Annotated in this window: 13 protein-coding genes; 4 read left to right on the top strand and 9 right to left on the bottom strand. The window is 30.6% G+C overall.

Translation table 4 applies throughout. From position 1 onward, the window contains the following. The first annotated feature begins 131 nt into the window (after positions 1-131). Complete coding sequence (locus tag NPA09_RS01780) at positions 132-1,190, top strand: SPFH domain-containing protein (RefSeq protein ID WP_256541857.1); 1,059 nt, start codon at positions 132-134, stop codon at positions 1,188-1,190. A 107-nt stretch (positions 1,191-1,297) separates the two neighbouring features. Further along, positions 1,298-1,489 carry a 50S ribosomal protein L28 gene (rpmB, locus tag NPA09_RS01775; protein ID WP_129721763.1) on the top strand — a complete coding sequence of 64 codons (192 nt, stop codon included), beginning with the start codon at positions 1,298-1,300 and terminating at the stop codon, positions 1,487-1,489. Positions 1,490-1,517: 28 nt separating this feature from the next. Here the strand turns inward: rpmB and hpt are convergent, their stop codons facing one another. Genes hpt through NPA09_RS01730 form a run of 9 tightly spaced genes read right to left on the bottom strand, consistent with a single transcriptional unit; the run spans position 1,518 to position 8,863 of the window. Further along, the gene (gene hpt, locus NPA09_RS01770) at positions 1,518-2,060 is read right to left on the bottom strand and encodes a hypoxanthine phosphoribosyltransferase (protein ID WP_129721766.1); all 543 of its coding nucleotides are present in this window, start codon (positions 2,058-2,060) and stop codon (positions 1,518-1,520) included. After that, entirely contained in the window at positions 2,042-2,722 is a 681-nt protein-coding gene (locus NPA09_RS01765; RefSeq protein ID WP_129721769.1) for a deoxynucleoside kinase, read from the bottom strand. Before NPA09_RS01765 ends, hpt begins: the two co-directional genes overlap by 19 nt. Beyond that, positions 2,722-3,381 carry a deoxynucleoside kinase gene (locus NPA09_RS01760; protein ID WP_129721772.1) on the bottom strand — a complete coding sequence of 220 codons (660 nt, stop codon included), beginning with the start codon at positions 3,379-3,381 and terminating at the stop codon, positions 2,722-2,724. Before NPA09_RS01760 ends, NPA09_RS01765 begins: the two co-directional genes overlap by 1 nt. Further along, on the bottom strand, positions 3,381-3,854 hold the full coding sequence (greA, locus tag NPA09_RS01755; protein ID WP_129721775.1) for a transcription elongation factor GreA: 474 nt from the start codon (positions 3,852-3,854) through the stop codon (positions 3,381-3,383). Before greA ends, NPA09_RS01760 begins: the two co-directional genes overlap by 1 nt. 59 nt (positions 3,855-3,913) lie before the next feature. Then, positions 3,914-4,546 (bottom strand): BC85_0335 family putative methyltransferase, encoded by a 633-nt coding sequence (locus tag NPA09_RS01750; RefSeq protein ID WP_129721778.1) that lies wholly within the window; start codon positions 4,544-4,546, stop codon positions 3,914-3,916. Further along, a complete protein-coding gene (ruvX, locus tag NPA09_RS01745; RefSeq protein WP_129721781.1) occupies positions 4,539-4,958 on the bottom strand; it encodes a Holliday junction resolvase RuvX in 420 nt (139 codons plus the stop codon). The genes NPA09_RS01750 and ruvX overlap by 8 nt, the downstream gene beginning before the upstream one ends. Continuing rightward, positions 4,951-7,578: an alanine--tRNA ligase gene (gene alaS / locus NPA09_RS01740; protein ID WP_129721784.1), complete on the bottom strand. Its 2,628-nt coding sequence runs from the start codon at positions 7,576-7,578 to the stop codon at positions 4,951-4,953. The genes ruvX and alaS overlap by 8 nt, the downstream gene beginning before the upstream one ends. Continuing rightward, on the bottom strand, positions 7,571-8,404 hold the full coding sequence (locus tag NPA09_RS01735; RefSeq protein ID WP_129721787.1) for an FAD synthase: 834 nt from the start codon (positions 8,402-8,404) through the stop codon (positions 7,571-7,573). Before NPA09_RS01735 ends, alaS begins: the two co-directional genes overlap by 8 nt. 21 nt (positions 8,405-8,425) lie before the next feature. Next, a complete protein-coding gene (locus tag NPA09_RS01730) occupies positions 8,426-8,863 on the bottom strand; it encodes a hypothetical protein (protein WP_129721790.1) in 438 nt (145 codons plus the stop codon). Positions 8,864-8,947: 84 nt separating this feature from the next. Here NPA09_RS01730 and NPA09_RS01725 point away from each other — a divergent pair, with 84 nt between their 5' ends. Both NPA09_RS01725 and NPA09_RS01720 read left to right on the top strand, forming a co-directional pair. Continuing rightward, positions 8,948-9,625, top strand: coding sequence for an MPN527 family putative ECF transporter permease subunit (locus NPA09_RS01725; protein ID WP_129721793.1), 678 nt, complete (start codon positions 8,948-8,950; stop codon positions 9,623-9,625). 125 nt (positions 9,626-9,750) lie between these two features. Next, positions 9,751-12,090, top strand: coding sequence for a class I tRNA ligase family protein (locus tag NPA09_RS01720; RefSeq protein WP_129721796.1), 2,340 nt, complete (start codon positions 9,751-9,753; stop codon positions 12,088-12,090). Positions 12,091-12,115 lie beyond the last annotated feature (25 nt).

Genomic DNA, 12,115 nt, shown 5'->3' with positions numbered 1-12,115 from the left:
AGATATCGGCGAATATTGTGAAAATAAATTACATATCGCTTTTATCTTGAAAGTAAAATCGCGCACACACACTAAAGTATTAGTGTCTAAAATGTGTATAATTTTTACATAAAAATTAATTAGGAGACAAAATGAGTTTATGAGGAATGCCAGAATGAGCATCAGGATTAGTAATTGCCCTCTTTGTATTAGCGGGAATGATAATCATTTGAGTTCTAGCTGGTTTTAAAATCGTCAGCGAGTCATATTTCTGAAATATTGAACGACTTGGAAAATATCGTAAAACTTGAAAAAGAGGGATTCACTTCTTACTTCATGGCCTAGACAAAATTACACTAAAAGGACATTTTAAGGAACAAGTTAAAGATTTTCATGCACAATCAGTAATCACTAAAGATAACGCGATTGTTGTTATTGATACAATTGTTTATTTCAAAATTGTTGATCCCAAACTATTTGCTTATGGCGTGGATAAACCACTCGAAGCTATTGATGGTTTAACAACTACTACTTTAAGAAATGTGGTTGGTGGATTAGAGCTTGATGAGTGTCTTACATCACGTGATACAGTAAATGAAAAATTAAAAGCGATTTTGGATGAAGCAACCGATCCATGAGGAATTGATGTGATTCGGGTAGAAATTCAAGAAATTGGCGTACCTGCCAACATCGCCGAAGCAATGAATAAACAACTTTCTGCCGAACGGGAAAGAAGAGCAGAAATTCTTAAAGCAAATGCTGAAAAAGAAGCAGCAATTTTACGCGCTCAAGGGGATAAAGAATCAAAAATTCTTAGTGCTGAGGCTGAAAACAGATCATTAATTCTTGACGGGGAAGCAAAACAAGCCTTTATTAGATCACTTGGTGATAGTAAACTAAACGATAAAATTCTACAATTCCTTGCAATTGAAGCGTTAGGTAAAATGGCTGATGGAAAAGCCACAAAAATTATTATTCCACCTGATTTAGGTTCTGTTGCTAAAATTATGAGCACAATCGCCGAAGTTGCAAAAACACCAAAAACACGCTCAACGGAAAACATCGAAATTGCGCCAAAACCAGTTAAAACAACTAAAAAAGCAACTAAAACTGCATCGAAGAAGCCAAGTAATAATGAAGCAATTATCGAAGAAGAAAGAGCAGGCGATATTACTTTAGAAGAATTAATTGAAGAAATCGAAAATAAATAGCATTAATTGCTATTTTTTTATAATTTTGTCTGAATGAAATTATATTTTTCCGTTATAATACTAATACTTGATTTTACGGCAAGTCTGAAAAAAATGGAAAGGAAGTTATGTCAAGACAAGATATGCTAACTGGCAAAAAAGCGATGACTGGTAATATTCGTTCACACGCTCTTAATAGTACAAAACGTAGATTTAATCTTAATCTACAAAAAGTAACTCTCAATGACGGCGGTAAACCAGTAACCTTACGTGTAACAGCTAAAACCGCAAAAACACTTAAAAAACACGGTTTAGTATAAAAAAAAAATCTCTTGTTGAGAGATTTTTTTATATCTTGCTTTGATCGAAGATACCAATATATGGTAAGTTTCTTAATTTTTCGTCATAATCAAGACCAAATCCAACTACGAAATGGTTTGGAATAACAAAACCATTAATATCTGGATTAATATTTTCTTGGCGATTCGCTTGTTTGTCTAATAGCGTCATAATCCGAAGACTACGAGGACGACGAGCTGAAAGCATATCGTTAATCCGTTTTAAAGTAATCCCAGAATCAATTATTTCTTCAACAATAAGTACGTCCTTATCCTTGATATCTTGTGCCATATCAAGAATCACTTTGGCATTACCAGTTGTTTTTAATCCGCCTTGGTATGACGAAACTGTTAAAAAGTCTAAGACACAGTCAACTGTTACATCTTTAATTAATTGCATCATAAATGGCATTGCACCTTTCATAATACCAACAATAATTAAGTCGTTTGAGTCTTTGTAGGTTTCGTTAACTCATTCAGCTAATGTTTTAATCTTAGCTTCTAGTTCTTCTTTTGTAAATAAAACTTTTTTTACTAATTCGTGTTTTTCCATTTCATCCTTTTTGAAGTTGAAAAATCGTGATTATCAATAATCGCGATTGCTTTTTCAGTTACTTCTTTACTTGTTAAATTATTTACATCAATTATATAATAAGGTATTTGAAATTTTTCAACAACTTCAATAAAAACATCTTTATATAACTCATGCAACCTTTTAAAATAATTATAATTCGCGTCTCAATTACTAGTTTCTACCTCACGATTTCGCTTAAAAAGGTGTTTTTTAAACGTCTCAAATGTCATATCTAAATAAATTGCTAAATCCGGATTTGCTTCTAAATCTAGAATTTCTTCAAATAACGCATTAAATGCTTCTAGATATTTCTTTTCTTTTTTTTCGAGATTCGCAACAGCAAAAACATAATGTTCAAGCACAAAACGATCAAGTATCAATAAATCATTTTGATGATTTCTTGTTTCTAAAAATTTATTATTTAGCCTTTTAAAATTATCGGTTAACGATTCAACGATATAGCTCTGAAATCCAATATCAATGTTTGGTTTTTGTTCATAAATTCAACGCAAGAAGGTATTAAAAACAGGATCATCGTCTTTAAATTCTTCAATTACCATTGATGTTTTGTAATGTTTGTGTAATGCCTTTGAAAGCGTAGATTTACCAGAAGCGATATTACCACTAATGCCAATTACCATTATTTTTGCATCTCACTTTCAATAACTGCCACCGCTTTTTTAAAAACTTGTTCTTCGTTTAAGTTATTGGTATCAATCACTACATAGTTAAGGTTATATTTTTGCGCTTGTGCTATAAATGTAGTTTTGTAATTGTTGTATAAAGTTTGAAAATACTCTTTATTAGTTTCGAAATTAGCAATTTCTACTTCTCTCCCACGTGAAAAAAGACGTTTTTTAAAAGTTTCGAAACTCATATCAAGATAAATCGCCAACGCTGGTGTTTCCTTTTTAGTAATTAAATGTCTAAAAAGCGCATCATACCCTTTTAAGTATTTTTCGCCTTTTTCTTTTAAAATAACATTAGCAAAAATATAGTGTTCAATACTAAAACGATCCAAGAAAATATGGTTCTTTTGCGGATCTAACTTTGCTTCTTTAAATTTTGTAAGTAGGTCATTAAGTTTGGTGGTGTGGTTTTCAACAACATATGATTGAAAACCAATTGTTAAATTTGGTTGTTTTTCATAAAGTCATTTTAAGAAGGTGTTGAAAACTTCGTCGTCTTCAGCGAATTCATCAAGTTTTCAAGTTTCATTTTTTTGATTAAAATAATCAACAAGGCGATTAGTAAGAGTACTTTTGCCGCTGCTGATCATACCACTTATTCCGATAAGCATTATTTATGTCCTATTTCAAGAATTTTGACACTATATTTTTCAGGAGCATCAACTTCGACAACTTCACCAACTCTATGACCTAATACTGACTGTGCAAGTGGTGAAACGTTTGAAATTTTTTTGTTAATTGGGTTTGCATCGATTTCACCAACAATTTGATATGTATTTGTTTTTTTAGTAAGTTCATTTTTAAGTTTAACAAAACTACCAATTGTCACGGTATCAGTGGTTGTTGTTTCGATAATTTTGGCGTTTGTTAAAAGTTTTTCGATTTCCGAAATCCGGGCTTCGATTTTCCCTTGACGTTCACGAGCTGAATCGTATTCAGCATTTTCAGAAAGGTCACCTAATTCTCTAGCTTCCTTAATTTCTTGAATAACCTCAGGACGTTCAACCTCAACAAGATGTTTTAATTCTTCTTGTAATTTTTTAAGACCTGATTCGGTTAAAAGTGTTTGATTTTTGTTTTTCATTTTATGCTCCTTTCGCTGTTAGTATAGTTATTATATATTACAAAAATATATAGGCTTCGTTATTTATTTATTTTCTTGACGATTAAAATAAATTTACGATCGGCACTAAATTCATATAAGTAACCAAACTTCTTAATTTGGTCACTAAGAATTGTTCGTGAGTAATTATTTAATGGATTAACATTGATAATAATCATCCCGTTTGCATTGAGTTTTTCATATAAATTTTCAAGGTAATTATTAATATCCTCGTCATTTATTCACAAAATAGCATCGAATGTTTGATTTAATCCGGCCATTTTATAATTGTATTCGTAACCTAAGTTTTTAATTTTGTTAAGATTCTCTTCGTCAACTTTGTTATGAAAAATCTTAGTTCATTTTAGTTGTTTTGCAATTGTGAAACCATAGTATTCACAATTTTGACCAAAAATAAGAATATTTTCGTACTGGTTAATAAAAATATTATTAATTAAAAATTCTACTTGTTGTGGCTTCATACTAATTCCAAGTTTGTCTTTAACATCATCATTAATTTCACCAGCGTTTTTACGCACCGCTTGATTAGTGTTGCCAAATGAATATTTATTTTTTACACGACGAATAATAAAAAAGAAAATAATAAAACTTATAAATGAAATTCCAATTGCCACAAACATTGAAATCAATAAAATCTTATCTGTTTTATTCATGATTAATCCCCATATAACGCTCTAAAATTAGCTGTGCCGCTAACGAGTCCTTAAATTTCTTTTGCTTACGACGCGCTAAACCACCGCTTTTAAGAATCGCTCTTGCCTCGATAGTTGTTTCGGTTTCGTCTTGTAAAACAATTTTTAAGTTATATTTTGTTTTTAGTAAATGATAAAAGTTTTCAACATAAAGTGTAGTTTGTGATTTTGTACTTGTCTTGCGAAGTGGATAGCCAAGTATAATTGTGTCAATTTCGTATTCCTTTAAATATTCATCGATTTTGTTTAAGATAACTTCGAAATCGTACTCAAAATATTTAATTGTTTCTAATCCAATGGCAAACATATCAAACGGATCGCTAATTGCCACGCCACAAGTAACCGTACCCAAATCAAGGGCGATTTTACGCATCTTTTACCGCACTTTCAATTACCTTTAATAAATTAGAGTCATCGCTTAATTTACCTATTGCAAAGATTGCATTACCACCACCCTTGCCATTAGTTTTGGCAAAGATTTTTTGAAGTAATTTATTTGAATCAACAAGATGCGAGCCAACGCATAAAATCATTCCTGATTCTTGTTTACTTCCTAAAATAACAATACTATTTTTGTGTTTTTCGCGTTGGGTTGCGGCTTGTACGTTTAGAACTTGCGCTGGTACTTCAAAGCTATAAACAACTTCTTTACCGCCGATATTTTTAGTCTTAAATTCTAGTTCAAGATTTTCGTGTTTTTTAGCTTCTAATTTACTTAGCTTAACGAGTTCATTTTTTAGTTCTTCTAAGTAATTTTCCAAGGCTAAAAGTTGTTGTTTTTGATCCTTGTTATTGAAATTTTTAAATTTAAATTTACTATCAAACTTTGTAATTTTTTCTTTTAAAACATCTAGTTCTTGATTTACATTTTGAAGCGAGTCTTTATAGTATTTATCAACAAGTTTGTTAGTAGTTATTGCTCTTAAACGATATACGCCCGCTTGTTTTTTCTCAACCGAAACAATCTTAAATGCTTCAATAAAACCTGTATTAGGTACGTGTGTTCCGCCACATAAATCTTTAGTAATTTCCTTGAAATCAACCATCCGTACAGCGTTAGGATTCATATATTCCATCTCTTCAAGTGTCATATAGACATTTTGTTTTTTAGCCTCATTAAGCGTTATTACATGGTAATCACGTTTAATATCTTTTTCAATAAATTCCTTGAATTTTTCTTCAATTTTATCAATTTCTGCTTTCGTTAATTTACGTTCACTCGGAAAGTCAAATGTAAATCTTTCGTCAGTTATATCACTTCCAAGTTGCACAATGTGATTGCCTAAAACTTGACGCATAATTGAAAAAACAATGTGGGTTGATGAGTGATTTCGCATCATCCCATAACGACGTTCTTTATCTACAAAACACTCAAGCGGTAGGTCTTTTTTAACAACTCCTTTAACAAAGTGAACATGATTATTATTCTTATCCTTAAACACATCAAGAATCTGAATTTTATTGTCAGCTTGCAGCATATAACCATTGTCATGATTTTGTCCACCACTTGTTGCATAAAATGGTGTTCGATCAAGAATTAAATAACACTTGTCTTTTGAGCTAGAAATTTCTTTTTCAGCGTCAGCCATAAATAAAATTTTAGCCTTGCCTTCCATAGTTTCATAACCAGTAAATTCTGATATTTTTCGACTTACTAAAGCAAGTGAATTAATCGCTTTTGTCATACCACTAACTTGTTTATTACGTGACTTGTCAGCGTGGATTGCTTTTTCATTTTCCAGCTTTTTAGCATCAACTTCGATGTTATATTCTTTTAAAATTTCAATAGTTAACTCAAAAGGAAAACCATAAGTTTCGTAAAGTTGAAAAACAGTTTTTTCATTGATAACCTTCTTTGCTGCAATTAAATCAAGAAGCAACTTACGGCCTTTCTCGATTGTCTTGGCAAAAAGTAATTCTTCATTTTTAACAACACTTTCAACCTTTTTTACATCATACTCAAATGGCAGTGTTTCTTTAATTGTTTTAATCAACTTATAAAGGAATGTTTTATCTTTAATTTTTAAAATAAATGATTGGTAATAACTACGACGAATTAAACGACGAATAATGTAACCACGACCTATGTTGCTTACACTAGCGCCATCACCTATAGCATTAGCCACGGTTCGCATATGATCAGCAATAATCTTAAATGAGGTATTAATTTGAGCTTGTTCTTTTTCCTTGGTAAAGTAATTATTTATATCGTATTTATAAGGTGTGAGCTTTTCAATTTCTTTAATAATCGGAATAAACAAATCAGTATCGTAGTTAGTTGGAGCATCTTGCATAATCGAAACAATCCGTTCTAAACCAGCGCCTGTATCGATATTTTTTTGCTTAAGTTCGGTATATTTACCATCACCTAAATGATTAAAAGTTGAAAAAACAATGTTTCAAATTTCAATAAAACGATCATTATCAATATCATGTGCAATTAACTCAACACCCCGTTTGTCAAATTTTTCACCACGGTCGTAAAAGATCTCGGTGTTTGGTCCGCAAGGGCCTAAGCCATGTTCCCAAAAGTTAGTTTTTTTATCACCTGGTACCATATGAATTGGATCGATTCCGTGCTTAATTCAAAGATCGCGTGTTTCTAAATCTTCTTTAAAGTATGTTACATAAATCTTTTCTGGCGATAACTTTAAGTGCTTAATAACAAATTCGGCACCTCAAGCAATTGCTTCTTTTTTAAAATAGTCACCAATTGAAAAATTACCAAGCATTTCAAAAAATGTGTGGTGTCTAGTTGTTACCCCCACATTTTCAATATCGTTAGTACGAATCGCTTTTTGCGAGTTTGTCAAACGAGGATGTGGTGGTTTTTTCTTACCTGAAAAATAATCTTTTAATGTGGCAACACCAGAGTTAATTCATAAAAGCGAATTATCTTTGATCGGAATCAAACTTTTAGGTTCCACAATCAAGTGATCTTTTGATTTAAAAAATTCTAGTCACATTGTACGAATTTGTTTTGAATTAAGCATTGTTCTCCTTTATTTTTGCAACAAAATATGCTTTGGCATTTTGTAAATCTACACTACTAATTTTATCTAATCTTTGATTAGAAATGAGTCGAATTTCTTGGTGAATATTTAAAATGTAATCAGCATTAATAATCGCTTCTTCTTTGGCATCAAAATCAAGAAACTTAAGATGTTGATTTTGATTCATATCAACATGTAAAACACAGTAATACATAAAATCATTAATCTCGATAGTCGCGGCGTAAATCCCATAGTGCAGTTTTAAAATATCACTTCATTTAAAACTAAAACCACTTTCAAGCCTAATTTTAATTGCATAATCTTTAACCAGTAATTTGTTGGCAAATTCAACAAAACCCATTGGAATTTGTTCCTTAATAATTGATGTAGAAATTTTATGTCCTTTAACTAACTGAAGATCGCAAACAACTGTTTCATAATATTTTTTTAAATAATTAACATCTAGTAAGTCGCTGCCAAATTTAAAATCAGCACCACAAACAATAACTGGTTTTTGTTTTTTAAATAACATATCTAGAAACACTTGTCCAGGTAGATGTTTAACCTTACTAAACTCAACCAAAATAACATTGTCAATTCCTAAATCAGCAATTTGTTGCAAACGAACTTCAAGTTGTATAAACTTTTCTTTCGACTTATTAGGCATTACATCCGGATCGTCAAAAATCATCATTACAGTTTGTTTGCCAAATTTTTTAGCAGCTAAAATTAACTCATAATGACCAATGTGAAGCGATTCAAAAGAACCCAGTATAAATACTGGGTTTTTAAATTCATAATCGCTACCATACTTGTAAATGTCCATTATGTCTTTAATTATAATCAATTAGTTGATAGTTAAGATGTTTTTTCTAATATTATCAACGACGACAATATGGATTTTGTTTTTGCTATTAACAAGTTCATCAATCTTGACAACAATATCAAGCTGGGTTTCTCATTTAATTCGTGTTTTGCTTTCCGCAGCAACAAAACTTTCAAGTTCACTGCGACGAATACGAAAAATTGAATTTAAACTTAAAAAGTAAAATGAATCGAATTTTTGTGGTTCTTGCTCCTTGTCCATTCCATCTTCTTTTTCGATTCATATTCCGTTAGTCATTTGTGTTTTTTGGTCCATTTTAGAGGCAAGACAATAGTAATAATAATCTTGGTCCTTAGTGATAATGAAAATCGTATCGATAAAATTTTCGATACTATACTTATCTTTAAATTTTTTATCCAATGTAATTGGCGTTAATGTTGTTAAATTTGTTTTTTCCATACCCTAATACTACCAAGAGGCAAGATGTGATTTTTCCTAACTTTTTCCCGTTTTTTATCCTTAATGTTCTATAATCATATTTATATGAATACCAACTACCGATACAATCCTGTGACAATCAAAATTGCTTACCTAAGTATGATGTTGGCTTTGGTAATTCTTTTTAATTATTTGTCAAATTTTATGACTGTTTTTCAGTTTTTAAAACTAGACTTATCTAGTATTTTTATTATCATTAGCTTTATCTATATTTCTAAAATAGGAGCCATTAGTTTAGCATTAATTCGATTTGGAATTGGTCCTAGTTACTCTCATTTAGGATATGATCCCGTTTCGGTGCTAGGTCATTCAATTTTATTAATAACAACAATTATCTTAGTTCTTCTTTTATGATTAATGATGTTTTTAATTAAAAAAGTAAATACATCTTTTATCAAAAAACAAGTTTTAGTTTACAGCGTAAGCGTAATTATTTGTTCGCTCATAATGTTCATTTTAAATGCTTTACTTTTTACACCAGCATACTTGTACTTATTTAATAGTGTCAAAAGCATTGATTTTAGACCGCTTGCTGCTAACTGAGAAAATATGAAATGAATGACGCTTGGAATTGAGAATTACTGATTAGGTATGTTTGTACTTTATAGCGCCTTCAACTTACTTTCGTATGGCCTTAATGCCCTAGCGAGCATTTTACTTGAAATTGCTTTTAGCAAATCAAATATTATTAAACCGACAATTTTCAAAGAAAAAATCAATTAATTATTAATTATTATTATTAAAAATTACTAACTTTTCATATTTTATTTTTCTTTGAAATCTTGTCATTATTAAATATATAATAATACTATTGCAACACACATCTTTAAGATATAAAGAAGGTACATATGGAATATGATTTTGAAAAAATCGAAAAAAAATGACAATTAAAGTGAAAGCGTAATGGTAGTTTTGAAACAAAAAATAATTTTAAATTACCAAAAAAATACATCCTTTCAATGTTCCCTTACCCAAGCGGAAGACTACATATGGGACATGTACGTAATTACGCAATTTCTGATGCAATTGCTCGTTTTTGACGCAAAGAAAATTACAATGTTTTACACCCAATTGGTTGGGATGCTTTTGGTTTACCCGCTGAAAACGCCGCAATCAAAAATAAAAGCGAACCTAGTGCTTGAACCCGTTCAAATATTAATACAATGCGAGACCAATTACAAGAACTTGGATTTAGTTTTGCATACGAACGCGAATTAGCTACTTGTGATTATGACTATACAAAATGAGAGCAAGATTTGTTTATTAAATTTTATAACGAAGGTTTAATTTACAGAAAGAAAGCAAGTCTTAATTACTGCGAAAAAGACCAAACTGTTTTAGCCAATGAACAAGTTGTGAACAACCGTTGTTGAAGATGTGATGAACCCATTGTTTTAAAAGAATTAAATCAATATTATTTCAATATTAAAAAATACCAAAACGAGCTTTTAGAAGACTTGGAATTACTAAAAAATAACTGGCCGGATCAAGTTATTAAAATGCAACAAAATTGAATTGGAAAAAGCAATGGATACCTTATTGATTGCCCAATTATTGATAAACAAAAATTAACAAAAATCAGTAAAATTTCAATATTTACTACTGAAAATATCGATTTTAACACATTGGCATTTATCAATCTTTCATACGATCATCCATTAGTTAAAGAGTTAATTGAAAATAATAAAATTGATGCTAAAAAACTTGAAAAAATCAAACTATTAACTAACGATTTAACTAACCAAAACTTTAGTTATTATGAGTTGCCTGTCAGCGCTAAAAATCCATTAAACCCATCAGGCGAATTAAAAATTGTTGTAACAAATTATGCTCATTTAAAATATAAAAATGATGTAATTTTTGGTTTGTTTAGCGAAGAAAAAACTGACCGCGATAATCAAATTATTAGCGAACTAAAAATTCATAAAATGCCAGAAATTGAGTACGATATTAACAAACTAATCAAGGATAAAATCATTAAAAAAGAAACACATTTTAACCTTAAAGATTGAGGAATAAGTCGCCAAAGATTTTGAGGTACACCTATTCCTTTAGTACACTGCGAAAAATGTGGAATAGTGCCTGAAGATATTAAAAACTTACCAATCAAATTGCCTAAAATTAAAGTTTTAAAATCTTCAAAAGAAGCACTTAAAGAAAACAAAGAATGACTTCATACAACTTGTCCTAAATGTCATGAATTCGCAACTCGTGAAACGGACACTTTAGATACCTTTATGGAATCGTCATGATACTTTTTACGCTTTACCACACCTAAAAAAGATCGTATTGAAAAAATGTTCACCAAAGAGCTAGACTACTTTAATCAAGTTGATCAATACATCGGCGGAATTGAACACGCAATCCTTCACTTGCTTTATGCTCGTTTCTTCACAAAACTACTTTATAAAATGAAGATTGTTAAATTTAAAGAACCATTTAAAAAACTCCTTACACAAGGAATGGTTTTAAAAGATGGTGCAAAAATGTCAAAATCAAAAGGTAATGTTGTTGATCCAAGCGAGTTAATTAGCAAGTATGGCGCCGACACAGCACGTTTATTTATTCTTTTTGCAGCACCACCGGAAAATGATTTAGAGTGATCAAGCGCTGGTGTTGAAGGTTCATTTAAATTTATTAAAAAGCTAATCGCAAATATAGGCAATGTAATCAAAGTAGATAAACAAATCACTCCTAAAGATCTTAGTGATACTGATAAGGAAATTCGTTTTAAAATCCATAAACTACTTGAAAAATACTACACAACTTTTATGGATGAAAACACCACTTACAGTTTTAATACGATCATTGCCTTAGCGATGGAAGTTTTAAACGACTTAGCAAAAACAAGGAATTACGAAGTCTGAACTGAAGCATATTACATTATGCTAAATGTTTTAGAACCATTCATTCCCCATATTGCCAGCGAACTTTCGCAAGAATTATTTCTTTCTTCTAATTTAAGACATCTAATTTTAGATCAAAATGCGCTAGTGCTTGACTATGTTAAATATGCGGTAACGATTAACGGGAAAGTCCGCGGCGAAATGCAAGTTGATCGTAGCACCGGTAAAGAACTTGTCCTTGCTAAAGCTAAAGAAATCGCAGCAAAGTGACTTGAAGGTAAAGAAATTTTAAAAGAAATATTTATCCCTGGCAAACTAGTTAACTTTGTAATTAAAAACTAAGTTCTAGCCTTTGATATATTACAAT

It is taken from the genome of Mycoplasmopsis equigenitalium (genome assembly GCF_024498255.1).
Classification (GTDB): domain Bacteria; phylum Bacillota_I; class Bacilli_A; order Mycoplasmatales; family Metamycoplasmataceae; genus Mycoplasma_H; species Mycoplasma_H equigenitalium.
The sequence above is the reverse complement of the archived record's forward strand: the minus strand, read 5'-3'. Positions and strand labels throughout refer to the sequence as shown.